This is a genomic window from Bradyrhizobium sp. USDA 4353 (assembly GCF_054063215.1).
In genome coordinates this window covers 4,484,589-4,510,623 of sequence record NZ_JBSSGB010000001.1, presented here as the reverse complement: position 1 = coordinate 4,510,623, position 26,035 = coordinate 4,484,589, and the positions used below count along the sequence as shown (strand labels likewise).

Genomic DNA, 26,035 nt, shown 5'->3' with positions numbered 1-26,035 from the left:
AACACAATCTGCGGCACGAGGGTGGGCACGGCGCATCGATAATCTCGCACGCGAGACCATCGCTCCTTTGCCCACCCGACAGCGGCGTCATCAGGCTGCGATCAGGCCGAACTCCAGCCCGGCCACGAAATCCTCCGCGATCACCTCGTCGCAGAACTCGCGGGCTTCGTCGCGGGCGGATTCGGTGGCGAACCTGCGCAGCAGGATCAAGAGCGGCTCGGCGGCGTCGCGATCGGTCGCGCAATGGGTCAGCACGCGCTCGACCATCTTGCGGCGCAGGATCGCCGCGCCGCTCAGCGTGTCGGCAAAGCCGTTCTCGCGACAGACCTCGAGCGCAACAGCGAACGCCTCGAAGGTGGTGTCGGGGATTCCAGCCTTGCGCAGCAATCCTTGCAGGCTGGCGCGGCCACGCTCGTTGAGCAGTGAGGAGACGCGTGCGCGCGGCATGTCGGCGAGCTCCGACAGCGCGATCTCGAACAGCTCGATATTGCCCGAGAGCAGCGCGCGCAGGATGAGCCCGGCGGTCAGCTGAGAGGTCGCGCGGAGATGCTGGACCAGACCGCGCAGCTCCTCGCCGCGCGAGCGCGATGCGATCGTGATGGTCGAGCGGTCGCGCGCCTCGCTGGTGATGCGCCCGGCCCGGTCGGCGCTGAGCCAGTTCCTGGCGACCACGAATTGCGCCAGCGTTTCGGAGAGCTTGTCGACCAGCGCCGCACGGGTCGCGGCCGGAAGATCGTCGAGCACCAGCATCGCTTCGCGGATGGCGGCGAGATGGCCGTGGCGTTCGACGATACGATCCCAGGAGAATGGGGCGAGCTCGGCATAGGCGTTCTCGATCAGCTCGAGCGCGGCCGCCGCGCTGCCGACCTCCGCAATCGCCGCACAGACCGGCGCCGGCAGGCCGATGCGCCGGGCGATCGCACATTGTGTCTCGGAATTGCCGGTCGCGGCGATGTCGACGAGGTCGGCATCGATCAGCAGCGGCGAGTGTTCGAGGATGATGGCTGCGACCGAAGGCTGGTCGGTGGCCAGCGCCTGGACGATGGCGGCCGGAGCATCCTCGCTGCGCGCGAACACCTCCGCCATCGCCTGCCGCACCAACGGCGACGGATCATCCAGCAGCATGAGGAGCGCGCCCTCTGCGGCGCCGCGATCCTCATCCGAGAGATCCGACAACAACCACGCCCGCGCGAGAGCCCTGGTGGCCTCTGCCCGCTCACCGGCGGGCGCGGTTCTGACCCAACTGAGAAACTGCCGAACGATCATGGTCTTTCCGGCTTACGCAACTTGCAAACAAGGCCACGAGGGCCTCAACAGCACCGAAAATAAACCACGACGGTTAACAAAGCGTTCACCATAAGTTGCTGGTTTTGTTGATGTTTTATTAAGCCGGCAAGCGAAAACTATACTATGATACCTCAAAATGCCCGGTTTTGCCGTAATCCGACGGGTAAAACGCAGCCTTCGCCGTCCGCGGGAACCGCGGCGGCGTGACAAAAAGTTATCCAGATGAAGGTCGGAAGCTCGCCGGCTGGCGGCGAGATGTCAGCCTGAGAACGTCCCGTTGGGATCGCTGAACAGATCGAGCCTGCGCTGCCCCGTCCCGTTGCCGGTGTTGCCGCCGCTGCCGTCGCTGGAGGCGGCGCTCGCCACCGGCGAGCTACCCCACAAGTCGCGGACATCAGACGACACGGCCTGGCCCGACTGACCGTCGACCTGGAAGAGCGAGCGGAACATCGGATCCGCCGGCCGGCTCGCGCCTGAGGCGTCGGCTGACCTGGCGGAGGCGGCCTGCGCTCCCCGCGCATCCGGGAACATCGACAGGAAGGTGGCGGTGTCCGTGGTGGGCAGCGCACCGCCGCCGGCCGAATTGGCTGCGACATTGCTCCCCACCCCATAAAGGGCGAGCGCGCCGCGGGTCGTCGAGGAGTTTGCTGCGCCGGCATAGCGGGAGGTCAGCACCGAATAGACCTGCGAAACGCTGCGGGCCTGGCCGTCGCGGTCGTAGAAGATCGGACGGTTGGCGGCGGCGGCGCTCGGGAAGATCGCTGCGGCGGACGCATTCGGCGTGCTCTGGGCGCTGGTGATCAGCTTCGCCGCGCCGCCCGCGCCCATGAAATGCGCCATATAGAGTTCAGCATCGCTAGGCCGTCGGCCAATCATGCCGGTGAGCTGGAAGCTGTTCGACTGGGTCAGCGCCGCGGCCATGGCGGAGGAGGCCTGGGGGTCGTCGCGCAGCTTCATGATCGCCTGCCGCATGCCGGGATCAGTCACGGTGTACTCGCCCGACGAGGTCCGGGTGATCGCATCGGCATATTGGCCGTAGCCGAGATCGGCGCCGGCCTGCTTCACCGTGCCGAGCCAGGTCTGGTCGATGAACTGATAGAGCCCGCGCGCCGAGGACGTCGACGCACCAGCGCTCGGATTGAAGTCCGACTCCATCTTCGCCGTCGACAGCAGATATTCGAAGCTGGTCCCGACCGTATCCGCCGCCTGCTTGATCGCGCCGGCGACCTTGGCCCGGACGCCGTCGAGAAGCCCGGTGGGCGAGGAGTTGGAAGCGTCGACCGACATGAGAAGACCCGCTGTTTGCAGATTCGCTGGCAGACAAACGCGCCGGGGAACGTCGGGGAAAATGCGATCGGTATGGTTAATGGCCGGTTAATTCCGCGCGATCGAGCCGGCCAATGACCGACCCGGGGGTTTGCGGATGCAGGCCTCTGACCTACTTGCGATAGACCGCGCTTGGATCGAACAGACGCTCGGCATCGACGAACACGAGCCGCGCGCCGCCCTCGTCATCCGCACGCTCGACCTTGCGATAGAAGCAGGAGTGGCGCCCGGTGTGGCACGCCGCTCCCGTCTGCTCGACGCGCAGCCACACCGCGTCCTGGTCGCAATCGGTGCGCATCTCGACGACCCGCTGGGTCTGGCCCGAGCTCTCGCCCTTGCGCCACAAGGCGTTGCGCGAGCGACTGAAATACCAAGCCTCGCCGGTCGCGACCGTCCTGCGCAGCGCCTCCTCGTTCATGTGCGCGACCATCAGCACGTCGCCGCTCACGGCGTCCGTGGTCACGCAGGTGACGAGACCGGCCGCGTCGAATTTCGGCAGGAAGGCAGCGCCCTCCTCGCGTTCAACTGAGGATGAAGACACGAAAATCTCTGCTTAAGGGCTTGGGCGGCTCACCTCTGCGGCGAGCGCACCATGGACAGGAATCGCGACTGCTCGGCCGGATTGTCCCGGAACATGCCGGTGAAGCGGCTGGTGAAGGTGACCGCGCCATGCTTGGCCACGCCGCGCACCGACATGCAGGTGTGCTCGGCCTCGATCATCACGGCGACGCCGCGCGGCTTCAGCACCTCGTCGATGGCTGCTGCGATCTGTGCGGTCAGATGCTCCTGGGTCTGCAGCCGGCGGGCGAAGATGTCGGTCAGGCGCGCGAGCTTGGACAGGCCGACGACCCGCTCGACCGGCGTATAGGCGATATGCGCGCGGCCGTAGAAGGGCATCATATGATGCTCGCATTGCGACGTGAACTCGATGTCGCGAATCAGCACGAAGTCGTCATAGCCGGCGGTTTCGCCGAAGGTACGGTCGAGCACCTCGGCCGGGCACTGGTGATAGCCCTGGAACAGCTCGTCATAGGCCTCGACGACCCGGCGCGGCGTGTCGATCAGGCCCTCGCGGGTCGGATCCTCGCCGATGTAATTCAGCAGCGTATAGACCGCGGCCTCCGCCTCGGCGCGCGAGGGGCGCGGACGGTCGGGCCGCACGGCGGCGGCGAGAAACTCGGCCGGGTCGAGCTCCGCGGGGCGCTCGCCGGTCAGCTTGGTCTCGGACGGCTTGCCCTCGGGCTTGTTCGCGCGCAGCGTCTTGATCAAAGTGTCCATCTCAACTCCGTTCGACCGGTCGGCAATCCGACCGGAGTGTCACCGGCAGAGCGTCACCTTGGACGGCGTCACCTGCAGAGGTGCCACGCGCAGGCTTGGCGCCTCTGCGCCGGACGCCTATGGATGCGGCTGGAATTCCTGCCAATCATTTCCATATACTCGCAATATAAGGCGATGAAACCCGGCCGCCAAGGCCGAGCCGCCGGTAATTCCGGCGGGAGTTCTGGACGTCAGGCCCATGCTGAACGACATCTACAACAAGCGGATCATCGAGCTCGCCGGCAACATTCCGCGACTGGGACGGCTGGAGAACCCGGACGCGACCGCCACGGCCCATTCCAAGCTGTGCGGCTCGACGGTGAAGGTCGACCTCAAGATGGACGGCCCGGTGGTGACCGATTTCGCCCATGACGTGAAGGCCTGCGCCCTTGGCCAGGCCTCCTCCTCGATCATGGCGCGCCACGTCGTCGGCTCCAACGCGGCTGAGCTTCGCGAGTTGCGCGACACGGTCCGCCGGATGCTCAAGGAGAACGGCGCCCCGCCGGAGGGGAAGTGGGCCGACGTCGCCCTGCTCGAGCCGGTGCGGGATTACAAGGCCCGCCACGCCTCGACGCTGCTGACCTTCGACGCGGTGGTGGATGCCATCGGACAGATTGAAGCTAAGGCGAAGGACGAGCGGGTCGCGGCGCAGGGCTGAGCTGCCAGCCTGCCGTCGAAAAGGCCTCCGGACGGGCATCGCTCATCCGGACGTCGAAAACCGTCACCATTTTCTTCGGTGAGGCAGAGCTGCCTCGCCCCATCGCCTCTGAGTTATTGCTGCGGCGTCGCCGCCACCGTCGCCTGCGGCAGCGCTTCAGCCGTGCGGGACAGCGGCTTGTCGAGCCCCGCGGAGAAGCGGTCCTGCTGCTTGTCGCGGCCCGGCTTGGGCGCAAGCTCCGCCACCGGCATCGTCCCCTTCGGGGGCAGCACGTCGGCCAGCAACTCGGTGGTCATCACGTTGGTGCTGCGCAGCTCGGTGCGGGACAGCTCGTGCAGGTCCTCCCACGGCGGCACGTTGAGAGCGAGCAGCAAGAGGTCGCCGGCGCCGCCCATGTCGAAGGTGAATTTGGCGAGACGGCCGATGTCGCGCTCGACGATCATCAGATCCTGCGCCGAATAGCTCGCCGCCTTGGCGTCGTCGGCCCGGTCGCCCATCCAGATCTGGTGGACGCGAACATGAGCGCCGTCTGGAACGTAGCGGGTGGTTCCAGCGAGCAGCAGGAACACGCACATCGACTCGCAATAGGCCTCGGGCACGACCTTCGGCCGCTCATTGGCCCGGCTCGGGCGCTGGGTCATCCCGACGGTGGTCCGCATCTTCAAGGCGCGGAACCGGCGGCCCAAGGTGATCGCGTCGTTGACCGAGCCGCCGCTCGAGTCCAGCACCAGAGTGGCACCCGTCAGATCGCGATCGCGGGCGAAATCCTCGAAATCCTTCGGGCTGTCGCTGGTGACGATGCCGACGGCGCTGACCCAGCCGCAATTCGGCTCGCAGGCCACCCAGCTGAACCGCATCGGGAGCTTGCGCTCTTCGAGCGCGCCGCCGGCGCGCGCGGTGTTCGAATTGATGGTGACCGTGCATCCGAGCACGGCACCCAGCGCTGCAACACCGAGAAGCATCCAGCGCAACTTACGCGACCGCAGCAATCTCACGCCCAATCCGTCCCCCTCGTAAAGCTCGGTACGCAGTGCCTCGTCTTCCTCGTCTCAAGACCTGACAAGCTGGCCTCAAATCCGTTATTAGTCTGTCACATCGTTGCCAGGAAACGTATCCGGGCAATCCCCGAGCGTCCAGGTGCGGCGCACTGCGGCGCAGCTGAAAACCTGTCATTGTTGCATCACATCACCACACGAGGGCGAGAGCGGAGGTTCCTTGCCGAGGAACCGGTCAAAGCCCGCACATCCGTCCGGCACAGCGCCCATGAAGCACTCATGCACTGACTCGACCTGCCATTCCGCGCACATCCGGTCGGGAACGCTGTCGCGACTCCCCCGCCGCGCAGCCCATGCGCTGATCTGGCTCTATCGGCACACACTGTCGCCACTGGTTGGCTACAATTGCCGGCACATGCCGACATGCTCGGTCTATGCCGATGAAGCGATCGAGCGTTACGGGCTGTGGGCCGGCGGCTGGATGACACTGGCAAGGCTGCTGCGCTGCCAGCCGTTCGGCACCTCAGGCATCGACAACGTGCCTAGCGAAGCGCCCGCCGGCGCGCGCTGGTATCTGCCCTGGCGCTACGCGCGCTGGCGCGGCGTCAACGGACCAGCTTAGTTGCAGCGCATCATTTGATTTGAAGCAAATCGGACTGGCAAGATTTCGTAGCAGGATTAGTCTCACGCATGAGGCGGCCTTGCCGCAAAGGAACGTCGCCTACAGCTGTTGCATTGATGTTGAAACTTCCGTTTCGGGAGGACCAACCATGCGCTGGACGATCAACCCGCGATCGCGCCGATCCCGCACCGGTGTCGACCCCAATCATCCGCACGGCCAGGATCATGTCGGCCACGACGCGCGCCAGGTCGACCTGCTCTGTATCATCGCGCTGCTGATCGTCATCGTCGGCGCCTGGCGCTATCTCGCCGACAGCACCACCCTGCCCCCGACGACGACCTCCTACATCGTGCCGAGCCAGAGCGTGCATTGGTAGCTCGCATGAGCCTTGCGGGATGTCGCGACGAAGCTAGAGCATGATCCGGAAACGTGGAAACCGGTTTTCCGAAAAGATCATGCTCAAACAAAGAGATAAGATCATGATGCGTTTCCGCCGAAACGCATCATGATCTTGGCGGCGCTTGTCCCTACCAGCGCGGCCAGAAGAAGAACTCATCGCGCCGCGGTGGCGGCAGATAGGCTGGACCAAGCTCCGGCGCACGCGGTGCGCGGCGCACGCGCGGCGGCGGGCTGGTTTCAGCCGGCCCCGTGGCCTCTGCTGACACCGTCGTATCGCCGGAAGGCGACCGCACCGAGAGTAGTACGTTGGATTCCCGCGTCCGCCAGCGATAGCCGATGCCAAAGTCGAGCGGTTGCGCGCGCTCGAACAGCCTCGCGTAGCTGTTCTGATACATGCCCGGAAACTTGTCGATCGGACCGGCATAGCGCCCGAACGGGAAGAACCGCCACGCCCGCGTATCGTAGCTCGCCAGCGGAATGCCGGAATCGTCCTGCACGATCGTGGCGCTGTTCTGGAGCAGCCAGCTGCGCACGCGGGAGAAGCTGTTCTCGTGCAGCAGGTAGGACGCGCTCTTCAGCAGGCTGTTGCCCGGAGCGAGCGGATCACAGAATTTGAGAAAGCCGCTGGCCCTTACCCCGGAATCGGACAGATCCGTCGAGAAGTAATAAAGCGTCTTCTCGACACCATCAGGAGCGGCAAACACGAGTCGAGCGCCTTTCGTCGCATTCCGAGTCTGCGGCTCGTTCGCCGCGCGCAACGCGCCAGTCTCATCCAGCCAGACGAGGCTCACGCTGCGGATCGCCTTGCCGGTGCGCGCCAGGAACACGTAGAGGATCGGCAGCGTCCCCTCGATCTCGCCTTCGCGCAGGTCGACCTTCATGTCCTTGGTGATGAAGAACGAGAAGCTCAGGATCGACTGCAGCGAGCGCTCGACATAGGACAGCGCCGGACCGATGCTGCCGCGGGGCAATCTCGTGAGGTCGGGAATAGGTCCCGTCGGCTCGAGCGCGGCCATCACATAGGTCGTTGCCTTCGGGGCAAAGGCGTCGGCGTAGAGGAAGTCAGGACCCGAGAAGAAATAGAACATCGTCGGCCGTGGCGCGGCAAGATTGGCCTCCGTCCAGGCGCGGATCTTGGACAATTGGCGCTGCTCGAGCTGATTGAACGCATTGTCGAGGAAGGCCGCATGCCGCCGCCAAGCCGGATCCTGCGTCACCGCGGCGAGCGGCGAGCCCGCCGAGGGCGCCATGCCCGCCAGCACGCGCGCCGTGTCATCCGGCGTGACGGTCTGAGCCTGCACGGCGCCGCAAGTCACCACGAGCAGGCAGGCGACAGCAAACCAAAGTCTCGACACCAACAGCATCTTCATTCCGAACCTGACATGGCTGGTGCGGCGGTCCGGCGGAGCCGCGCGTGAGCGAACCAATAGATCAGCAATCCCGACAGCATCGCCAAAGCGCCGAGCCCGGCCTGCCACGGCCGCGCGGTGATCAGGTAGTACATCATGAACCCGGTCACGCTGAGGAAGATCAAGGGCGTGAGCGGATAGCCCCACGCCCGGTACGGCCGCTTGAGCTCCGGCTGCGTGATGCGCAACCTGATCAGTCCGAGCACGGTGAGGAACGAGCAGGACAACAGCGCGAACTGCACGAGGTCGAGCACGGCCTCGAAGCTCTCGGTGAACAGCATCAACGTCGCCACCGTGAGCTGAAACAAGATCGCCCAGGCCGGCGCGCCGTTGCGCGAGCGGCGGGCGAACAGCGACAGCGCCGGGATGTCCTCGCCCATCGTCATCAGCACCCGCGGCCCGATCCACATCATCGCGGCGATCGACGGCACAAGTCCGACGCAGATCATCGCGGCGACGAAGCGTCCGCCCGCCTCGCCGAAAATATGCGCGCCGGCAATGCTCGCGACCTGCAGCTGGCCGGCGATCTCGCTCGAAGGCGCGGCCCGCAGGAACACCGCATTGAGCGCCATGTAGAGCACGATCACGATCAGCGTGCCCAAGAGCAGCGCGCGCGGCAGGCTGCGCTCGGGGGCGTGAAGCTCGCCGATGATGTAGGTCGCCGCATTCCAGCCGGAGAAGGCGTACATCACGAAGACGAGGCTGGTCGCGAATGCGGCGCTGGCTACATAGCCGATGTCGGACGCAGCCGGCAGGAACCTCACCGGCTGCGGTGCAGAGATGGCCGAGCCGGCGACGAGGAAGGCGACGATCAGTCCGAGCTTCACCACGGTCGACAGCAGCTGAAAGCGGCTCGACTGGCGGATGCCGCCGAGCTGCACGATGGTCACGATCCAGACCGCGCCGACCGCCAGCAGCATCGGCGGGACATTCGGCAGGACGGCACGACCATATTCACCGAATGCCATGGCCGCGAGCGCGACCGGCGCGGCGAAACCGACCGTCGCGGAGACCCAGCCGGCCATGAAGCCGATCGCGGGATGGAATGCGCGGTTGAGGAAATTGTACTCGCCGCTCGAGCGCGGAAACATCGTGCCGAGCTCCGCATAGCACAGCGCGCCGCACAACGAGACGAGACCGCCAAACGCCCACAGCAGCAGGATCGCGAAGCCTGACGGGAGGTCCTTGACCTGGAAGCCGAGGCTGGTGAACACGCCGACCCCGATCATGTCGGCGATCACGATGGCGGTCGCGACCGGCCAAGACACGGACGGACAAGACACGGACGGAACGGCGGCGCCTGACCGGCCCGCCCTGGTGGCATCGTCCGCCTCGGATGCAGCCATCTCTTCAAAGGGCGCGCGCAGCGCCCCTTCCCTTGCTTACACCTCAGGTTCCGGCGAAAGCATTCAATCATAGTTAACGCGCGCTAAATATGGCCGCAGTAATAGGTTTTATAATACCTTTTCTTGAGGAAACGCGGTTCTCGCGTTGCGTCGCCCCGCAGCCCGGCCCACAATCGCGACATGATCGCGTGGTGTGTCGCCTGAAGCGCCGGGGTTGACCGGGCACCATCCTTAACGCGACCTCAACATCGGCGACGCAAATTGATGAAACCGACGGTTGTGGGGAGCCGCTGCGCGGCTCGGGATTCGTCTTGGGGACGTATGATCGGGACCGCTCTGGCAAATTGGGGACACAAGCGCATGCGCCGCTTCAGCCGCGTGCGTGCGTCCCTGGCTGGATGCGGTGTGCCACGAGCGGCCTCCGGCCTTGCTGCGGCCGCTCTGTCGCTTGCGCTGGCACAGTGCGGCCAGGCGCCCAATCCCGCAGCGCTCGCCGCCAACGCGGCGCCCGCGCAGGAACTCACCTTCGATCAGCGGTTTCCCGCCCCCGAGTTCAGCGACCGCTTCCCATCAGCGCGCGAGAGTTTCTCGCTGCACACGCCATCCGACTTCGCGCCGAAGCCGCCGCCCTATCAAGTCGCCTCACTGGAACCGCAGGCGCCGGCCCGGCCACAGCGCGAGGATCTCACCACCCTCGTCAGCATGAAGACGTCCGCGTTCCCCTATTTCGGCAACAATCCAGCGTCCGACGCGCCGTTCCTCAACGTCTCCAGCGGCGAGCGGCGGGGTCATCGCAGCTTCTCGGGCCGCGTCTATTGGCAGGACCAGACCTACAATGACAGCCGCGTGCTCGTGCATGTCCCTGAGCAGTTCGACGCGCGCAAGCCCGGCGTGATCGTGGTGTTCTTCCACGGCAACGGCGCCACCTTGGAGCGCGATGTGCGCGATCGGCAGCTCGTGCCGCAACAGATCACCAGCTCCGGGGTCAATGCCGTGCTGCTCGCGCCGCAGATGGCGGTCGATGCCGCGGATTCCTCGGCCGGCAAGTTCTGGCAGCCCGGCGGCTTCAAGCGCTTCATGGACGAGGCCGCCGGCAATCTCGCCCGCCTCACCGGCGATCCCGCCAGCGCCAAGGCGTTTGCGAGCATGCCCATCGTGATCGTCGGCTACAGCGGCGGCTTTCTCCCGACCGCCTGGAGCCTCGAGGTCGGCGGCATCAGCGAGCGCGTGCGCGGCGTCGTGCTGCTCGATGCGGTGTATGGCCAGCTCGACAAGTTCGCCAACTGGATCGAGCGCAACCGCTCGGGCTTCTTCATCAGCTCCTACACGCGCTATACCGCGCGTCACGATCAGGAGCTGATGGCGATGCTGCGCAACCGCGGCATCGAGGTGTCCGAGGATATGGACCGGCCGCTGCGTCCCGGCAGCGTCGTCTTCGTCGAGACCGAGGACGGGATCACCCATCGCGACTACGTCACCCAGGCCTGGACCCGGCACCCGATCAGGGACGTGCTGACGAAGATGGCGGCCGCGCAGCCGCCGATCCGGATTGCATCCGGCACTCAGGGCACATCGAGCCGCTGAGCCCCCGTTGTCGGCCGGCGCGCGAGAGCGCGTCAGCTCTTCGGCAGCTTCGGCATGGCCTCGACGAAGCCGTTGAAGCAGGCCAGCCGCTCGTCCTGCTCCTTGGTGAACTTGCAGTCGGCAACGGACTTCGCCTTCATCGCCTTCGGCTTGGCGGCCGGCGGAATGACGGCGTCGTAGCAGTCCAGCCGCTCCTTGCTGCCGTCCTCGATTTCCAGGCAGGCCTGCAGCTTCACGGCCGTCGACTGCGGCTTGGCCGGCGCGGCCGCTGCGGTCTTCATTCCCTTCGGCTTGACCTGCACCAACGGGCGGTCACCGACCATCGGGGGGCTGCTCTGGGCCAGGGCTGGCGCGCAAACCAACATTGCGGCAAGGCTCAACACTATCTTTTTCATGCCATGTCTCTTCTTCATGCAGGCCATGGCACATGCGATCGGCGCCGCTTGTGGCGCAATCTCCTGCCCTATGGCCTCCCACCACAGCGGCTTTAATCCGGTCCGGCAGGTTTTGCCAAGCGCCAAGCGGTCGTTCCCGGTGGACCTCAGGCCATCGCTGCAACCGGGGCCCGCGGCCGGCTCGCCAGAATCGCGAGCAGCGCCAGCACGACGAACCCCATCGCGACCGGGCCGGTGGCATTGAGAGCATCGTGCGCGAACAGGCTGCCGCCGACGGCGGAGCCGATCGCCTGGCCGATATAGAGCACGGACGTGTTGAGCGACACCGAGGCCGAGGCGAGCGGTGGCGCCGCAGCAACCAGCCGGACCTGCTGCATCGAGTTGGTCGACGCAAAGCCCAGGCCCCACACCGCGACCGCCCCGGCCATCAGCGCATAGACACCCGCGCCGATCGTCCACAGGCCGATGCCGGTGAAAAGCAGGCAGGAGAACAGCAGCGAGGTCCGATAGGCGCCCCAGCCGTCCACGATGCGGGTCGCGATGACCACCCCGAGGAAACCGCAGACGCCGTAGATCGCGAACACCAGCCCGACCTGGTTGGGATCGGCGCCGGTCAGCTTGGTCAGCAACGGCCCCATGAAGGTGAAGATCACGAACTGCCCGGACATCTGCAGCATCGTGATCAACAGCAGAAGCACGACGAGTCGATTGCGGCCGAGCGCGACCCAGGTCGTCAGCTCGACCCGCGCGCCCTTCAACCCCGACGGCAGCCGCCAGGTCAGAAGGATGAAGCTGACCGCTCCGGCCGCAGCGACCGCCAGATAGGCCGTTCGCCAGCCCGTGTGGCTGCCGATGAAGGTGATCAGCGGCAGGCCGACGGCGGCGGCCAGCGACCAGCCGAGGAACACAAAGGCGATGGTGCTGCCGCGCTTCTCCACCGGGCTGATCAGCGCAGCGGTCCCCGCCGCCTGCGGCGTGTACAGGGCACCGACGGCGAGCATCACCAGGCGGATCGCCAGCAGGCTCGCATAATCCGGCGCGAAGGCCGAGGCGAGATTGCCGAGCGCGAGAACCAGCAGCGTGACCGCCAGCAACAGCCGCCGGTCGAAGCGGCTGGTCAGCCAGGCCGTCAGCGGCGAGCAGATGCAGAGCACCACCGCCCCGAAGGTGATCAGCAGGCCGGCGGTGTGAACCTCGACGGACAGCCCTTCCGCGAGCTGCGGCAGCAGGCCGGCCGGTGCGAGCACCGAGCAGCCGGTGACGATGTTGCCGAGCATCAAGGCGGTCGGGGCAAAGCGCGAGGAGTGAGCGGGTGTCATCTGATGGGCGGTCATGGCGCTTCAATAGCAGAGATTTGCATGCATTTGCATGAAAAGGTCTCATGCGGTCCATGACATTCTGTTTTCCTCGTCCCTTCTCAACCCTCGTGGTCAGTGATCCGGCTGCACCAAAGCCTGCGGTGAGGACACTTGGGTCCAGGGAACCGGCACGCCCGACGGATAAACGACGGCCTTCGACGGCGGACAGCTGTCCGTCAGCTTCTTCAGCGCCGGCTCCAGCCCCTCGCTGCCGACGGCAAAAGTGGGAGCCCCGGGGCGCGCGACATTGATAAGCGCATCGCTCAGCTCCGCCCGCGGCGCCGCCGCGAGCGACCTCATCTGGCCGGCATTCATGAACACACCCCAGGTCTCGCGATCGCCGGACCGGCGCGGCGGCGACAGGAAATTCAGCCTGACATCGCCGCTGCTCATCGACAACGCGCCGCCCGCGGCCCCGACCGCCGCATTGCGCTCGACGTCGAGCTCGAAACGGTCCTGGTCGAAGCAGACAAGCTGAAGACGGGTGGTCCGGAACGTCCCCTTGCCGTCCTCCCGCGACAGGATCGTCTTGTACGCAATGCCGCGGCTGGCGGCCTCGAACATCCAGGGACTTTCGACGCGATCGCGACGGTCGAGCGCAAAGCGCACGATCTCCTCACGGGTCAGGATGCGCATGCCCTCGAACGGCACCGAGCGCGCCACCGTGAGCAGGCCCGGGTCCGCGCCGAGCTTGGTGATGTAGTCGAGGACCATCTTGTCAGACCGCGCCATCGCCGCCTGCAACGCCCTCGCGCGTACCTCGGGCGGCGGCACGCCGCCAGTGAAGTTGAGGATCACGCGCGGCGAATGCACCGCCAGCGTTGCGTCTGGCGCGATCTCGCGCGTGGCAGCGCCGAGGATGAGATAGGGACAGGCCGAGTTGCACATCGCCCCGCGCGTCCAGACCTCGCCATGCAGCTCGCGACCGGATTGCTTGAGCTTGGTGCAGACGTCGCCTTCCTGGGACTCGAAGCCGCATTCGCGCACGGTGGTGCGTCCGATCCGGACGGCGGCCTTCTTCTCGCGCAGCAGATTGCCCATCGCGAGCGCCTGCTCGAGATTGCCGCCGGGCGAATTGAAGTAGATCGGCAGCTTGCGGTCGCCGATCTGCTTGAAGACCTTGCGCAGCCGTGCCGCCGCGCCGCCGTCGATCTTGCCTTCGGCGGCGATCCAGCTGTCGCAACCTGGACCGCAGGCATCGGCCGGTCCCTTGATGAGGGCAAACGAGATCGGCGCAAAATTGTCCGCCATCCGCGGCGACTTGCCGGGACGCGGTGAAGGCTTGACCTCGGCCCCCGGCTTGGCGGGCGTCCATGGCTTGGACTGCGCTGCAGGCCTTTGCGGCAGGAGCGGCTTCTGTTGAAATATAGGCTTCTGTTGAAAGGAAGGCTTCTGTTGAAAGGACGGCTTGGCGGCTGTCGCTGGCTTTCCGGCCGGCGGCACGGCCGCTTGGGCGGACACGTCCATCAGCACGAGCACGAGCAGCGCTGCGATCTGGATGCCGCAACGCCTGACCACAAGAGAGAGCGGCGCCTCCCCAAAAGACACCATCGCCACGCGTCCCCATGCCCTGAACACTTGAAGTTGTATCATACCGGGCCCCCGGCAGCAATGTCCGCATCGCAACAGGCCAGCCAAATCGGCCGGTTTTCCCGCCTCTCCCCCGGTTGCAGCCTGCAAATCCCCTGCTATACCGCTTGCTCCCGCTTACCTGCGCTCGTTCGCAGGAGTGAGCTAACGGAGAGAGACAATGCCTGACTCGAAATCCCCCGATTCGAAGACCGACCAGCAGAAGCCCGGCTTCCAGTACAGCCTCAGCAATCTGAAGCCCGCCGCCCCGGTCGAGAAGATCACCATCAGCTTCCCCGACGGCGCCAAGCGCGAATATCCCAGGGGCACCACCGGCTTCGACATCGCCAAGGGCATCTCGCCCTCGCTCGCCAAGCGCACCGTCGCGATGGCGCTGAATGGCGACGTCGTGGACCTCAACGATCCCATTGAAGAGGATGCCAAGCTCGAGCTCGTCGACCGCGACGATCCGCGCGCGCTGGAATTGATCCGACACGATTGCGCGCACGTGCTTGCCGAGGCCGTGCAGGCGCTGTGGCCGGGCACCCAGGTCACGATCGGCCCGGTGATCGAGAACGGCTTCTATTACGACTTCTTCCGCAACGAGCCGTTCACGCCCGAGGATTTCGCTGCGATCGAAAAGAAGATGCGCGAGATCATCGGCCGCGACAAACCCTTCACCAAGGAAGTGTGGGACCGCGAGAAAACCAAGCAGGTGTTCCGCGACAAGGGCGAGGCGTTCAAGGTCGAGCTGGTCGACGCCATTCCCGGCAACGAGCCGATCAAGATCTACTACCAGGGCGACTGGTTCGATCTGTGTCGTGGTCCGCACATGACCTCTACGGGGAAGATCGGCAACGCCTTCAAATTGATGAAGGTGGCGGGCGCGTATTGGCGCGGCGATTCCAACAACCCGATGCTCACCCGCATCTACGGCACGGCCTTCGCCAAGCAGGAGCAGCTCGACGCCTACCTCAGGCAGATCGAGGAGGCCGAGAAGCGCGACCATCGCAAGCTCGGCCGCGAGCTCGACCTGTTCCACTTCCAGGAGGAAGGCCCAGGCGTCGTGTTCTGGCACCCCAAGGGCTGGAGCATCTTCCAGGCGCTGATCGCCTATATGCGCAGGCGTCTGGCGGGGGACTATGACGAGGTCAATGCGCCGCAGATCCTCGACAAGTCGCTGTGGGAGACCTCGGGCCACTGGAACTGGTACCGCGAGAACATGTTCGCGGCGCAGTCCGCCGGCGACGAGGCCGAGGACAAGCGCTGGTTCGCGCTGAAGCCGATGAACTGCCCGGGTCACGTGCAGATCTTCAAGCATGGCCTGAAGAGCTACCGCGACCTGCCGCTGCGGCTCGCCGAGTTCGGCGTCGTGCACCGCTACGAGGCCTCGGGAGCCATGCACGGATTGATGCGCGTGCGCGGCTTCACCCAAGACGACGCGCACATCTTCTGCACGGAAGACCAGCTTGCAGAGGAGTGTCTCAAGATCAACGATCTGATCCTGTCGACCTACTCCGACTTCGGCTTCGAGGGCGAGTTGACGGTGAAGCTGTCGACCCGGCCGGAGAAGCGCGTCGGCACCGACGAGATGTGGGATCACGCCGAGCGCGTGATGGCGACCGTGCTGAACGAGATCAAGGCGCAGCGGAACAACATCCGCACCGAGATCAATCCCGGCGAAGGCGCGTTCTACGGGCCGAAGTTCGAATACGTTCTGCGCGACGCCATCGGCCGCGACTGGCAGTGCGGCACCACGCAGGTCGACTTCAACCTGCCGGAGCGGTTCGGCGCGTTCTACATCGACGCGGACGGCGCCAAGAAGGCGCCGGTCATGGTGCATCGTGCGATCTGCGGCTCGATGGAGCGCTACATCGGCATCCTGATCGAGCACTATGCCGGCAGCTTCCCGCTGTGGCTGGCGCCGACCCAGGTCGTGGTGACCACCATCACCTCGGAAGGCGACGAATACGCCAAGCAGGTGCTGGCGGCGCTGCGGCGGGCGGGTCTGCGGGCCGAGATCGATCTTCGCAACGAGAAGATCAACTACAAGGTCCGCGAGCACTCGCTCCAGAAGATCCCGGCCCTGCTCGTGGTCGGCAAGAAGGAGGCCGAGACGCATTCGGTCTCCGTGCGTCGGCTCGGCCGCGACGGCCAGACGGTGATGCCGACCGCCGACGCGATTGCGGCGCTGGTCGACGAGGCCACGCCGCCGGACGTGCGGCGCCGCGCTCGCGAGGCGGCGTGACGTCGTCGCTCGCCGACTGAAGGTGTGCAGCGGCCTCCGGGGACAGCATCCCCGGGGGCTGCTTGCAGTTCGAAACGCGACGCTCTCATGTCCCCTTAGTGCGAGCTGCGCTCGCAATAGCGCGCGGAGAGACCTCGCTTGCTGCGCCGGCTGTTGCGAACTGCTAGGCGGACAGAGTGGCAACAGCATCGGTCGCACTCCCTTCCCGACCCGCCTGCAGCGCCACCTCGGCGCATTCGGCCATGTAGAGAAACATCGTCGCGAGCATCCGTTCGATCGCCTCGCGGCCCAGCGGCAGGATGGTGATGGCGTCGGTGCCGCGGACGAGCAGCCCCTTCTCCTCGGCCTCGCGCAGCAAGGTCAGCACATGCTTGCGCGACACCGAAAAGCGCGTCGCCAGGCCGTTGATCGAGTACGGCACGGCACTGTCGGGCGGGAACGCGTCGTCCGGCCCGGCGCTCTGGGCCAGGCTGAACAGGATCACCATGCCGGCGGTGCGCTCGGCAAACGGCTCCAGCTCCGGCGCGCCGTCGAGCACCCGCGCGCCCGCGATGAAGCGGCGCCCGAGCTCGAGCACGAAGTGCTTCACGAAGGCCGGGTCGTTCAATCCGGCCCGATAGGCCACGGCGGCCGGCAGCACCGCGCTCATGGCGTCGAACTGCACGCCCCAGCGCTCCCGATGCAACGCGATCAGCTTGTCGGTCGGCACCAGCGGCCGCCTGCGGCGGTCGAGGTTTGCGGCCGCAGCCACCAGCCCGGTCGCGCGCATCAGGGCCAGCATGGCCTCGCAGCGGCCGGCGCTGCACAAATCCAGCCTGGCGCACATCTCCTTCATCGCGCCGACAGTGAGGCCGAGCTCGCCGTCGCGCTGCTCGGCGAAGTGCAGGTACAGCGCGACATGCGGAAACAGCGCGCGCGCCCGGTCGCTCAACAGCGCATTGAGGATGCGGTCGCCACGATACAGCCGGACGGCAGCGGCCGCCGATGCCCGCATCGCCTGGGCAAAACCGGGCATCTCGCGCAGCCGCGCGACGGCGTCAGGTGACGGTCTCAATGCAGTCATCGGCAGGTCGGATCTTGCAAGGAATGCAGCCTCAGCTCTCAGCATTATGTTTTTACCGGTCCCCCTCAGGTTCGACAATTCGCACCGGATCGAGCCGTTTTGGACAGATGGCCGCAGCCGCTCCGCCCGCCTCGCATTTCGCGAGGCCCTTCGCCGGAACCCGCCCAAGCTGCAGATGCGGCGGGGCTGGAAAGCTGCTGATACCGAGCCGGTAGAACCGATCAAAACGCCGTGGCACGGCCTCGTGGCAGGCGGAGGTGCGTGCTATCTGTCCGGCGTGCAACGAACGAGATCCACCGACGTGCCCGATGCTCTTGAACTCCTGAAGACCCGCCGTTCCGTGAAGCCGCGTGAGATGAGCGGCCCCGGTCCCTCGCCCAGCGAGATCGACACCATCCTGACCATCGGGGCCCGCGTGCCCGACCACGGCAAGCTCGCGCCCTGGCGCTTCATCGTGTTCGAGGGCGACGGCCGCCGCCGCGCCGGCGAGGTGATTGCTGCTGCCTTTGCCAGGAAGAACCCGCAGGCCAGCGCCGCCGAGCTCGAGGTCGAGAAGAACCGCTTCATGGAGGCGCCGCTCGTGATCGGCCTCGTCAGCTTCACCAAGCCGCATCCCAAGGTGCCCGCCTATGAGCAGGAGCTCTCGGCCGGCGCCAGCGCGATGAACATCCTCACCGCGGCGACCGCGCTCGGCTATGGCGGCTGCTGGCTGTCCGGCTGGTTCATGTTCGACCGCGACGTGATGGACGGCTTCGGCTTGAGGCCGGAGGAGAAGCTCGCCGGGCTCATTCATATCGGCAAGCCCACCAAGCCGAGCGAGGATCGCCCGCGCCCGGCGCTGGCGGATATCGTAACGCGGTTCTGATCGCCACGGGCACCCTGCCATAGGGTGGGCAAAGCGGCGCCGCAGGCGACGCGTGCCCACCGTCGGGCCACCCATGCGCGGCCAGACGGTCGGCACGGCGCCACAGCGATCTCGCTCGGATGAAGCAGTGGTGTGTGCGCCTTTGCCCACCCTACGGCCCCTCTCTCACGCGGCCTTCGATGCTCTCGCGCCGAACTGCGCCAGGAGGCCCGCGATCTCCGAGGCCGGGCGTGCCGCGCTGAACAGATAGCCCTGCACCTGGTTGCAGCCTTCGGCGCGCAGCCAGTCGAGCTGGTCGGAGGTCTCGACGCCCTCCGCCGTGGTGGTGATGTTGAGGCTCTTGCCGAGGCCGGAGATGGCGCGGACGATCGCGAGACAGTCCGAGCGCTGCGCCAGGTCCTTCACGAAGGAGCGGTCGATCTTGATCTTGTCGAACGGGAAGCTGCGGAGATAGCTGAGGCTGGAATAGCCGGTGCCGAAATCATCCATCGAGATGCGGATGCCGAGCCCGCGCAGCTGATGCAGGATCGCCAGATTGGCCTCGGTCTCGGCGAGCAGGATCGACTCGGTGATCTCCAGCTCGAGCCGATCCGGCGCCAGGCCGGATTGCGCCAGCGCCTGCATCACGACCTGCACCAGGTTGCGGCTGCGGAACTGCACCGCCGACAGATTCACCGCGACCTTGATGCCGTCAGGCCAGCGCGCCGCCTCGCGGCAGGCCTCGCGCAGCACCCATTCGCCGAGCGGCACGATCAGGCCGATATCCTCCGCGACCGGGATGAAATCGGCCGGCGAGATCATGCCCTTGTCCGGATGGCGCCAGCGCAGCAGGCATTCGAAGCCGGAGATCGCGTTGGTCGCGACCTCGACCAGCGGCTGATAGTGCAGCTCGAACTCACCTTGCGCGTAGGCGTGGCGCAAATCGTGCTCCATGTCGCGACGCTTCTGCGCCTGGAGATCCATCTCCTTCTCGAAGAAGCGATGCACCCCGCCGCCCTCCTCCTTGGCGCGGTACAGCGCCATGTCGGCATTCTTCATCAGCTCCTCGCTGGTCGCGCCATCGGACGGCGAAAGCGCAATGCCGATCGAGGCGCCGATGACCAGCTCCTGGCCGTCGATTTCATACGGCGCGCTCAAGGCCTGGATCAGCCTGGCCGCGACATCGCTCGCCTCGTTCACGGACGGCGCATCGCCGAGAATGACGGCGAACTCGTCGCCGCCGAGCCGGGCCGCCAGATTGCCGCCGTCGACCCGCTCCCTCAGCCGGTCGGCCACGGCCTGCAGCAGGCGGTCGCCCATCGGATGGCCGAACGAGTCGTTGACGTTCTTGAACAGGTCGAGATCGATGCACAGCACCGCGACGGGCTTGTTGCCGGCCGGTCCCGGCTGCAGCGCCCGCCTCAGGCGCTCCTGATAGAGCTCGCGATTGGGCAGATTGGTCAGGCCGTCATGATGCGCCATATGCGCGATGCGGGCCTCGACCTTGCGCCGCTCGGTGATGTCGACGATGGCGACGAGAAAGCCGTCGCGTCCCTCGTAGCGAATCCTGCGGCCATAGGCCAGCACGTCAATCAGCGAGCGATCCGCCTTGTAGTGCTGCCATTCGCGGTGAAAATCGTCCCGCGCCGTCAGGCGCGCCATCGCCTCATCGAGATTGGACGTCTTGCTCTCGGGCCAGAGATCCCAGATCGTCATCTCCAGCAGGCTGCTCCGGTCGTAGCCGTAATGCTCCTCCGCCGCGGCGTTGACCTTCAGGATGCGCCCGGTCTCGGTGTCGAAGATGCCCATCGGCAGCGGGTTCGCATCGAACAGCAGCCGGAACGACGCCTCGCGCCGCTTCAGCGCCGTAACATCGGAGACCGTCAGCGAGACGATGTCGCCGAACGCATGCACGCCGAGGCGCAGGCTGCGATCGTCGCAATCGAGCTCGAGCTGATCGCGGCCGCTCTGCGTCACCACGGCAAACAGGCGCGCGAGCACCTCGGCGGTGCCGAGCATCGTCCCGCCCTGCCGCAGCCGGCGCCATTGCAGCTCGGCCGCCGACAGCTTGAGGAGGCTCGCCGCAGACTGATTGTGATGCACGACCTGGAAGTCGCAAGGCTGACCTGTGCTATCACGAATGGTCGCCAGCGAGACGACGCCATCCTCGGTGGTGGAGAAGATCGAGTCGAGCAGATTGTATTGCGTGGCGCGCTCGTTGACATACACGCCGACGAGAGTCCTGCCCCAGCGCGAGCAGGTCGGCAGCGCCAGCACATCATAGGTGCGCACCATGCCGTCCCGCACACAATGCGCCGTCGACAGATGCGGCTTGCAGCTCGTCGCCGCACAGATCGCCGCTTCCGTCAGCACCGTCGCGCAATCCGGCGACACGCATTCGACCGGAATGTCCCAACCGTCGTTCTGGAGCCATTGCTGGACGTAGCGGCCGCTGCGGGTGATTTCCAGCCGGTCGTCCTCCTCGCGCAGCAGCGCCACGTGGTCGGCGAGACGGCCGAGGCTTCCGAGCATCACGTCCTCGTAGCGCGGCAGGCTCTGGCCAGGCTTCAAGGCGGCGTGCCATTTGCGCTTGAGCACCGGGATGTCCTCGAACAGATCATTGCTGACCGTCGCGGACGTCTTCTTCTTCGCGGCACTCATCGCATCGTACTCAATCGCCAGCTTCTCGAAGCGGTATCCCATGCAGATTTGTTTTTAACGGGTTGTGAATCCGCATTGTCCGTGCAATCGCGTGCAGCGAATATGACAGATCGAAGTCGTTCCATGGTTATCGCGCATTAGAGACTATGACAGCCGCGCCGCGCCTCAGATTGCCGATGCGGTAACATCCTGCGCTCGTTGCGATGAGTTGCGACAACCTGACATAACCATGCGATCCCGCGGCGGAGATCCGCCCGAGCGATGCATCGGCGAGACCCTCGATGAATGTGAGGGCGCAAGGAGGACCGGACCTCGACTGAGGCCCGTGGCCCGCCTGCTGAAAAAAATGCAGGCGGCAGGTACCACAGGTTCAGCCGGACAGACCCGGCCCTCCCTGCGCGATGGCTTTAACGGCTGCTTCGCGTTCTCCCTGGTGCGCCGGGCTTTCTGGCCACCATGCCGTGCAACGCGCTCGCGCGCCTTGCACGGGTGATATCAGCTTCGGGATATCAGGACCGCGCGACTTGACCGTGCGCAGCAGATTGTTCGTCCGCACGAGAGACCCGCGCTGCAATCCGCCACGCCCACCGCTCCCCGCCCCGCGTGCCGTGACGACCGCGATACGCCCCTCATCCCGGGACGGGATGCGCAAGAGCATCGATCTGATTTGCCCGACGAGGCAAGGACTAATAAGTGCGACAAAGTAACCCGACGGGCAGATGCTGACGTTTGCGGGATTGGAGTTGCGGCAAAATTCACGCGAGATGCGACGTCATCCAACGTGACGCAACACTAACGGCTCAAGCTAAGATCCTGTCTTCCGACTGCGCCGGGTTCGGATTCTGAAATTCAACTTCTGAACGCAAAACGAGGCTGTACACGCGCGCGAGCGATGATACAGAGGATCTGGTTCATCGCCACGAGCATCGCGAGCGCGCTAAGGGGAAAGTGATATGAGGAGCAAAATCGTTCTGTTGGCAATTTGCCTCGGTGCAGCCGACGCGCAGGCCGAGGACTATCGCTGGACAGCGGGCTTCGCGCAGGGAACGGTGGAGGCGATCATCAGGAACGCGCGCGGATCGAACCTCAACATCTACTGCCCAAGCGAGCAGGAGGACCACACACCAGGCATGTTCATCACCGCGAGTGGACTTCATCCGGCAGCGGGCGAGCGTGTGGCGGCGCGGATCATCGTTGATGGTCACAACTATGCGTTCGACCTCGATGGGCAGCAATTCAAAGCTGAGTCACGTCCCGGCATGCAGGACTTCCAGGCACTGGTCGCAGCCCTCGCTGCGAGCCGTGCAAAGTCGTTCACGGTCGAATTTCCCAAATACGGTCTGGTGGAAACTTTTTCGCTTGCCGGCGCGGCAAAGGCGCTGGGTAAAGGTAAGACGTCGATGCTGTGGGGCTGCGTGCCCTAGATCATGATGCGTTTCGGCGGACGCGCATATTCAACGGGCTGCGGGTGAGACCCCGGATGTCGCGGCGCTCATCCGGGTGACGCGCCTGTTGCTTCGACCGACGCGCTCCGGCTCCGCCCTACACGACTCGTCGCGCGTGCACGACATGCGGTCCTGCTTCTCTTGCGCTGCCGACGGGCGCGCCGAGGTAGCGGCCGATGATGTCGGCGAGACCGATGTCCTCGATCTCATTGAAGCCGCAGCCCAGCAGGTCGCGGCGCAGATCCGAAGGATCGAACCGGCTCAGCCAGGGTTCGCCGATCGCGGCGGTGCGCGCGGCGAGCGCGGCGACATTGGCGCGGCGCGCCGGAGCGTAGTTGTCGAGCGGCTCGGTGTAGTCGAACACGACCTCCGCGCCGGGCACGCTCGCCATGAATGTCAGCACCGCCAGGATCGCCTCGCGCCTGAGATAGGGCACGACCCCGAGCCAGGGAAAGAAAGCGGGCTCGCTGGTTCGGAAGCCGGCGTCAGCCAACGCATCGCCGAGATTTTGCCGCTCGAAATCGACCGGTACGAAGACAAGCGAGGCAGGCAAAGTGAGGCCGGCGGCAGCGATGCGCTCCCGCTTCCACGCCTGAGTGGCCGGATGGTCGACCTCAAACACGCGCAGCCCATCGGCTGCGTGCGGATTGCGCAGGCTGAACGTATCGAGGCCGGCGCCAATGACCGCGACCTGACGAACGCCGCGGGACACGGCCATGGCCAGGGCATCCTCGGCGAAACGGCTGCGCGCGGCGATGAACAACCGCAGGCGATGCCTGCTCTCGTCCGCTGAGGCAGCGGCGATGAGCGCGTCGGCCTCGTCGCCGAGAAGCACACGGGCCAGCGGATCAGCAAAGATGCTGGCGCCGTCGACGGCTTGATGCGTGGCGCGGTGAACCGCGGCCCCCAAGGCAGTACGGCTGGGCTGTCCCATCTGCATGACGAAGCGTCCCCTTCTGAAACCGGGGCATCCGGTTGCGCATCCTAGCGAGATAGCGCACAATCCTAACACTGTAAAGATTTGATCGAGGTCCGGATGGCGAGGCCAGCGAGGAAGCCGCGCAAAAGCTATCATCATGGCGACCTACGCAACGCGCTGCTGACGGCGGCGCGCGAGGTGCTGGAAGAGCGCGGCCCATCATTCCTCGGCCTGCGCGAGATCTCGCGCCGGGTCGGCGTGTCAGCACCATCGGCCTATCATCATTTCCCGAGCCGCGATGCCATCGCGCTCGGCCTTGCCGAGCAAGGCGCCACGGAGCTTACCGCATGCCTCGCCGCTGCGCCCCCGAATGCCGGCGGCTCGCTGCTGACCTATGGCGAGGCCTATGTCGCGTTCGTGCGTGCCAATCCGGCGCTCTACCGGCTGATGTTCGGTGAAGGTTTTCCGGAAGTCTCACAGCACAGCAAAGCGATCCGCGCGCTGCGGACGCGCAGCTACGAGATCATGAAAGCGAGTCTCGAACAGCGCCTGCCGGCGTCGGAGCTGCCGATTGCCGGATTGTTTCTATGGGCGCTGGTGCACGGCCTGGGGCTGCTGCTCGTCGATCGCCAGATCGTTCGGGACGGCGACATCGAGGACATCATCCGCCGGGTGTTGACGCTGGCTGGAACGGGACTGCTGCATGGCCGAGGACATGACGACGGAAAAGCGGGCCCGCCGTCACCGCGACCGGGAAAGCGCTCAGCTTAAGGCAATCAAGACAGGCTCGCCGCCTGCTCTTGCACGTGGCACCAGCCGCGACGAAGGAAGGCCACTGACAGAACGTTCCTCGATGGATTCCGCGGCATGGGTCCCGGCGTTCGTCGGGACGACTGGTGACCAGACCCCGCCCATGCAGAAACTCCACCATTGTGTCAGTCTTCCTCCACGCGGATCTCAGCGTCGCTGAGGGCCTGCATGACCCGCTCGATGTCCTCGGGCGCGACGGTGCTGCCGGAACAGATGGCGTTGAGCTCGTCGAACGTGATCCAGCCTTTACGCTCCCCGATGTCGATTGCGCGGCGGATGATCTCGGAGATGTGCATGTAAGCTTCCCGATGAATGGCTCTCATAGATGGGAAGAGGAATCGCTTCCGCAGCAAGCGTTGAGCTCACGCCGTGTTGTTTGATGATCAGACGACGAGCGCGGTGCCAGTGACTGCGCCCTCTCCCCTTGTGGGAGAGGGCATGTAGGACAGCGCTGCAAGCTCGGTTGGGTGAGGGGTTCTCTCGACGTGTGTCGCTCTCGGAGAGAGACCCCTCACCCAAGCGCATGCGCGGATGGGCCGGGCGATGCCCTCTCCCGCAAGGGGAGAGGGCGCTGTATTTTTGGGCACCTGCTTCGCGCTAGCGCGCGAGCACTTCGACCTCGCCGTCGACGCCGTTGACGACGTTGAAGGAGCGCTCGAACACCTTGCCTTCGTATTTGGCGATGGCGCGGTAGTCGCCTTCGGACAGCACGACCTTGGGGAAGGCGCCGACCGATTCCTTGATGACGTCGCCGCCGGGGTTGATGACCGACCAGGCGGTGTTGGCGAGCGCCTCGCCGCCCTTGTCGGAGACAAGCTTCAGGGTGATGACCGCGGCGCGATGCGTCACCGTGACGTCGGTGAGCTTGCTGGCCTGGACGCGGATATCGGAGCGCACCACCGAGTTGGCGTCGCCATAGTTGGAGACGATGTAATAGGTGCCCTCCGGCAGCATCAGCATGTCGCCGGCGGCGACGTTCGGCACCAGCGGCGGGCGCTCGCGGCCGTCGAACTGGCTGCCCTTGTAGATCGCGAAGGAGATCTGATTCTGCGGAATCTTGCTGGCGCCGACCCGGCCCTCGAGCCGCAGGCCGCCGGCCGGCAGCAGGAAGGATTCACGATCGGTCTCCGTCTTCAGGCTCACCGTCCTGACCGCGCTGACCAGGCCGAGCGCGACATGGACGACGTAGTTGCCCGGCGGCAGCACGATGTTCGGCGTGGCGCCGCGATCCTCGCGCAGCATCTTGAAGGCGCCGGTCTCGTCGGGCCGGTCGGCGAATACGCGCCAGACGAGCCCGCCATTGATGTTCGGCAGGTCCTTGCCATAGCGGGCCGACAGCGACAGCACGCCCTGGTTCGGTGCCGCGGGGGGAGCAGCCACCGGCGGAATGGCGGCGGGCGCGCCCGGCGGGATCGCGGCCACGGGCGGGCCCGGAATGGCCTGCGGCGCGGGCGGCGGCGGCGGAACCACGGGCCCCGCTCCGGGCCCGGAGGGCGGCGCCAGGCTGACGGCCGCGCCGGGATCCGGCACCGAGGCCGGCGGAATCGGCGGCGGCCGGTCGCTGAACAACTGCGCCTGCGCGGCGGTGAGACCCGGGACGGCCACGAGAGAGACGGCCACGAGACATGACCGCACGAGCGCCGGCCATTGCCGCACGCCACGCCGGACTCCGAAGAAACCGCGACCGCTCGTCATCACGCTGGTTTTGACCGAAAACGGGGCAAATTCAAGCCTGTACTGAACCGATCCGGGATTGGTGGGGCGTGGCGCGCGGCTTGGC

General features: G+C 65.8%; 23 protein-coding genes. 8 read left to right on the top strand and 15 right to left on the bottom strand.

Annotated elements, in window-relative coordinates:
* Positions 1-90: 90 nt before the first annotated feature.
* The 4 genes from ACVILH_RS20275 to folE all read right to left on the bottom strand — a co-directional run bounded on the left by ACVILH_RS20275 (position 91) and on the right by folE (position 3,891).
* Positions 91-1,266, bottom strand: a complete 1,176-nt coding sequence (locus ACVILH_RS20275) for a DUF2336 domain-containing protein (protein ID WP_456714470.1) — start codon at positions 1,264-1,266, stop codon at positions 91-93.
* 279 nt (positions 1,267-1,545) lie between these two features.
* A complete protein-coding gene (locus tag ACVILH_RS20270; protein WP_456714469.1) occupies positions 1,546-2,574 on the bottom strand; it encodes a transglycosylase SLT domain-containing protein in 1,029 nt (342 codons plus the stop codon).
* Positions 2,575-2,725: 151 nt separating this feature from the next.
* Positions 2,726-3,154 carry a phosphoribosyl-AMP cyclohydrolase gene (gene hisI, locus ACVILH_RS20265; RefSeq protein WP_456714468.1) on the bottom strand — a complete coding sequence of 143 codons (429 nt, stop codon included), beginning with the start codon at positions 3,152-3,154 and terminating at the stop codon, positions 2,726-2,728.
* Between the two features lie 29 nt (positions 3,155-3,183).
* Positions 3,184-3,891, bottom strand: a complete 708-nt coding sequence (gene folE / locus ACVILH_RS20260) for a GTP cyclohydrolase I FolE (protein ID WP_006612926.1) — start codon at positions 3,889-3,891, stop codon at positions 3,184-3,186.
* A 238-nt stretch (positions 3,892-4,129) separates the two neighbouring features.
* On the opposite strand from folE, the gene ACVILH_RS20255 reads away from it, so the two are divergent.
* The gene (locus ACVILH_RS20255; RefSeq protein ID WP_456714467.1) at positions 4,130-4,588 is read left to right on the top strand and encodes an iron-sulfur cluster assembly scaffold protein; all 459 of its coding nucleotides are present in this window, start codon (positions 4,130-4,132) and stop codon (positions 4,586-4,588) included.
* Positions 4,589-4,701: 113 nt separating this feature from the next.
* On the opposite strand, the gene ACVILH_RS20250 is transcribed toward ACVILH_RS20255, so the two are convergent.
* Positions 4,702-5,589: a hypothetical protein gene (locus ACVILH_RS20250; RefSeq protein ID WP_456714466.1), complete on the bottom strand. Its 888-nt coding sequence runs from the start codon at positions 5,587-5,589 to the stop codon at positions 4,702-4,704.
* Between the two features lie 262 nt (positions 5,590-5,851).
* On the opposite strand from ACVILH_RS20250, the gene yidD reads away from it, so the two are divergent.
* Both yidD and ACVILH_RS20240 read left to right on the top strand, forming a co-directional pair.
* Complete coding sequence (gene yidD / locus ACVILH_RS20245) at positions 5,852-6,205, top strand: membrane protein insertion efficiency factor YidD (protein ID WP_456714465.1); 354 nt, start codon at positions 5,852-5,854, stop codon at positions 6,203-6,205.
* Positions 6,206-6,353: 148 nt separating this feature from the next.
* Positions 6,354-6,581, top strand: a complete 228-nt coding sequence (locus ACVILH_RS20240) for a hypothetical protein (protein ID WP_456714464.1) — start codon at positions 6,354-6,356, stop codon at positions 6,579-6,581.
* Between the two features lie 151 nt (positions 6,582-6,732).
* On the opposite strand, the gene ACVILH_RS20235 is transcribed toward ACVILH_RS20240, so the two are convergent.
* Both ACVILH_RS20235 and ACVILH_RS20230 read right to left on the bottom strand, forming a co-directional pair.
* A complete protein-coding gene (locus ACVILH_RS20235; protein ID WP_456717033.1) occupies positions 6,733-7,968 on the bottom strand; it encodes a hypothetical protein in 1,236 nt (411 codons plus the stop codon).
* Positions 7,969-7,970: 2 nt separating this feature from the next.
* Entirely contained in the window at positions 7,971-9,359 is a 1,389-nt protein-coding gene (locus ACVILH_RS20230; protein WP_456714463.1) for an APC family permease, read from the bottom strand.
* Between the two features lie 453 nt (positions 9,360-9,812).
* Here ACVILH_RS20230 and ACVILH_RS20225 point away from each other — a divergent pair, with 453 nt between their 5' ends.
* Complete coding sequence (locus ACVILH_RS20225) at positions 9,813-10,943, top strand: alpha/beta hydrolase (RefSeq protein ID WP_456717032.1); 1,131 nt, start codon at positions 9,813-9,815, stop codon at positions 10,941-10,943.
* Between the two features lie 32 nt (positions 10,944-10,975).
* Here the strand turns inward: ACVILH_RS20225 and ACVILH_RS20220 are convergent, their stop codons facing one another.
* From ACVILH_RS20220 to ACVILH_RS20210, 3 genes are all read right to left on the bottom strand, one after another.
* Positions 10,976-11,338, bottom strand: coding sequence for a hypothetical protein (locus tag ACVILH_RS20220; RefSeq protein ID WP_456714462.1), 363 nt, complete (start codon positions 11,336-11,338; stop codon positions 10,976-10,978).
* A gap of 146 nt (positions 11,339-11,484) precedes the next feature.
* Positions 11,485-12,672: an MFS transporter gene (locus ACVILH_RS20215; RefSeq protein WP_456714461.1), complete on the bottom strand. Its 1,188-nt coding sequence runs from the start codon at positions 12,670-12,672 to the stop codon at positions 11,485-11,487.
* A 96-nt stretch (positions 12,673-12,768) separates the two neighbouring features.
* Positions 12,769-14,247: a hypothetical protein gene (locus ACVILH_RS20210; protein ID WP_456714460.1), complete on the bottom strand. Its 1,479-nt coding sequence runs from the start codon at positions 14,245-14,247 to the stop codon at positions 12,769-12,771.
* A 199-nt stretch (positions 14,248-14,446) separates the two neighbouring features.
* Here ACVILH_RS20210 and thrS point away from each other — a divergent pair, with 199 nt between their 5' ends.
* A complete protein-coding gene (gene thrS / locus ACVILH_RS20205; protein ID WP_456714459.1) occupies positions 14,447-16,513 on the top strand; it encodes a threonine--tRNA ligase in 2,067 nt (688 codons plus the stop codon).
* A 163-nt stretch (positions 16,514-16,676) separates the two neighbouring features.
* Here the strand turns inward: thrS and ACVILH_RS20200 are convergent, their stop codons facing one another.
* Positions 16,677-17,576 (bottom strand): hypothetical protein, encoded by a 900-nt coding sequence (locus tag ACVILH_RS20200; protein ID WP_456714458.1) that lies wholly within the window; start codon positions 17,574-17,576, stop codon positions 16,677-16,679.
* Positions 17,577-17,877: 301 nt separating this feature from the next.
* Between ACVILH_RS20200 and ACVILH_RS20195 the strand changes: the two genes are divergently transcribed.
* Entirely contained in the window at positions 17,878-18,441 is a 564-nt protein-coding gene (locus tag ACVILH_RS20195) for a nitroreductase family protein (protein WP_456714457.1), read from the top strand.
* 165 nt (positions 18,442-18,606) lie between these two features.
* Here ACVILH_RS20195 and ACVILH_RS20190 read toward each other — a convergent pair whose 3' ends face one another.
* The gene (locus tag ACVILH_RS20190) at positions 18,607-21,123 is read right to left on the bottom strand and encodes a putative bifunctional diguanylate cyclase/phosphodiesterase (protein ID WP_456714456.1); all 2,517 of its coding nucleotides are present in this window, start codon (positions 21,121-21,123) and stop codon (positions 18,607-18,609) included.
* Positions 21,124-22,034: 911 nt separating this feature from the next.
* Between ACVILH_RS20190 and ACVILH_RS20185 the strand changes: the two genes are divergently transcribed.
* Positions 22,035-22,505: a hypothetical protein gene (locus ACVILH_RS20185; RefSeq protein ID WP_456714455.1), complete on the top strand. Its 471-nt coding sequence runs from the start codon at positions 22,035-22,037 to the stop codon at positions 22,503-22,505.
* A gap of 118 nt (positions 22,506-22,623) precedes the next feature.
* Here ACVILH_RS20185 and ACVILH_RS20180 read toward each other — a convergent pair whose 3' ends face one another.
* Positions 22,624-23,466 carry a class I SAM-dependent methyltransferase gene (locus ACVILH_RS20180; protein WP_456717031.1) on the bottom strand — a complete coding sequence of 281 codons (843 nt, stop codon included), beginning with the start codon at positions 23,464-23,466 and terminating at the stop codon, positions 22,624-22,626.
* A gap of 96 nt (positions 23,467-23,562) precedes the next feature.
* Between ACVILH_RS20180 and ACVILH_RS20175 the strand changes: the two genes are divergently transcribed.
* Positions 23,563-24,216 carry a TetR/AcrR family transcriptional regulator gene (locus tag ACVILH_RS20175; RefSeq protein WP_456714454.1) on the top strand — a complete coding sequence of 218 codons (654 nt, stop codon included), beginning with the start codon at positions 23,563-23,565 and terminating at the stop codon, positions 24,214-24,216.
* A 164-nt stretch (positions 24,217-24,380) separates the two neighbouring features.
* Here the strand turns inward: ACVILH_RS20175 and ACVILH_RS20170 are convergent, their stop codons facing one another.
* Both ACVILH_RS20170 and ACVILH_RS20165 read right to left on the bottom strand, forming a co-directional pair.
* Positions 24,381-24,551 (bottom strand): RNA polymerase sigma factor region1.1 domain-containing protein, encoded by a 171-nt coding sequence (locus ACVILH_RS20170; protein ID WP_456714453.1) that lies wholly within the window; start codon positions 24,549-24,551, stop codon positions 24,381-24,383.
* A 301-nt stretch (positions 24,552-24,852) separates the two neighbouring features.
* On the bottom strand, positions 24,853-25,950 hold the full coding sequence (locus ACVILH_RS20165; RefSeq protein WP_456714452.1) for a hypothetical protein: 1,098 nt from the start codon (positions 25,948-25,950) through the stop codon (positions 24,853-24,855).
* Positions 25,951-26,035: the final 85 nt, after the last annotated feature.

Excerpts from the sequence above, each read along its gene's own strand:
- thrS (WP_456714459.1), top strand. The coding sequence starts at position 14,447 with ATGCCTGACTCGAAATCCCCCGATTCGAAGACCGACCAGCAGAAGCCC.
- ACVILH_RS20220 (WP_456714462.1), bottom strand. The coding sequence starts at position 11,338 with ATGAAAAAGATAGTGTTGAGCCTTGCCGCAATGTTGGTTTGCGCGCCA.
- ACVILH_RS20175 (WP_456714454.1), top strand. The coding sequence starts at position 23,563 with ATGGCGAGGCCAGCGAGGAAGCCGCGCAAAAGCTATCATCATGGCGAC.
- ACVILH_RS20210 (WP_456714460.1), bottom strand. The coding sequence starts at position 14,247 with ATGGTGTCTTTTGGGGAGGCGCCGCTCTCTCTTGTGGTCAGGCGTTGC.
- ACVILH_RS20215 (WP_456714461.1), bottom strand. The coding sequence starts at position 12,672 with ATGACCGCCCATCAGATGACACCCGCTCACTCCTCGCGCTTTGCCCCG.
- ACVILH_RS20255 (WP_456714467.1), top strand. The coding sequence starts at position 4,130 with ATGCTGAACGACATCTACAACAAGCGGATCATCGAGCTCGCCGGCAAC.
- ACVILH_RS20190 (WP_456714456.1), bottom strand. The coding sequence starts at position 21,123 with ATGGGATACCGCTTCGAGAAGCTGGCGATTGAGTACGATGCGATGAGT.
- ACVILH_RS20230 (WP_456714463.1), bottom strand. The coding sequence starts at position 9,359 with ATGGCTGCATCCGAGGCGGACGATGCCACCAGGGCGGGCCGGTCAGGC.
- ACVILH_RS20240 (WP_456714464.1), top strand. The coding sequence starts at position 6,354 with ATGCGCTGGACGATCAACCCGCGATCGCGCCGATCCCGCACCGGTGTC.
- ACVILH_RS20180 (WP_456717031.1), bottom strand. The coding sequence starts at position 23,466 with ATGCAGATGGGACAGCCCAGCCGTACTGCCTTGGGGGCCGCGGTTCAC.
- ACVILH_RS20165 (WP_456714452.1), bottom strand. The coding sequence starts at position 25,950 with ATGACGAGCGGTCGCGGTTTCTTCGGAGTCCGGCGTGGCGTGCGGCAA.
- ACVILH_RS20235 (WP_456717033.1), bottom strand. The coding sequence starts at position 7,968 with ATGCTGTTGGTGTCGAGACTTTGGTTTGCTGTCGCCTGCCTGCTCGTG.
- ACVILH_RS20170 (WP_456714453.1), bottom strand. The coding sequence starts at position 24,551 with ATGCACATCTCCGAGATCATCCGCCGCGCAATCGACATCGGGGAGCGT.
- ACVILH_RS20270 (WP_456714469.1), bottom strand. The coding sequence starts at position 2,574 with ATGTCGGTCGACGCTTCCAACTCCTCGCCCACCGGGCTTCTCGACGGC.
- ACVILH_RS20275 (WP_456714470.1), bottom strand. The coding sequence starts at position 1,266 with ATGATCGTTCGGCAGTTTCTCAGTTGGGTCAGAACCGCGCCCGCCGGT.
- ACVILH_RS20200 (WP_456714458.1), bottom strand. The coding sequence starts at position 17,576 with ATGACTGCATTGAGACCGTCACCTGACGCCGTCGCGCGGCTGCGCGAG.
- ACVILH_RS20185 (WP_456714455.1), top strand. The coding sequence starts at position 22,035 with ATGAGGAGCAAAATCGTTCTGTTGGCAATTTGCCTCGGTGCAGCCGAC.
- folE (WP_006612926.1), bottom strand. The coding sequence starts at position 3,891 with ATGGACACTTTGATCAAGACGCTGCGCGCGAACAAGCCCGAGGGCAAG.
- yidD (WP_456714465.1), top strand. The coding sequence starts at position 5,852 with ATGAAGCACTCATGCACTGACTCGACCTGCCATTCCGCGCACATCCGG.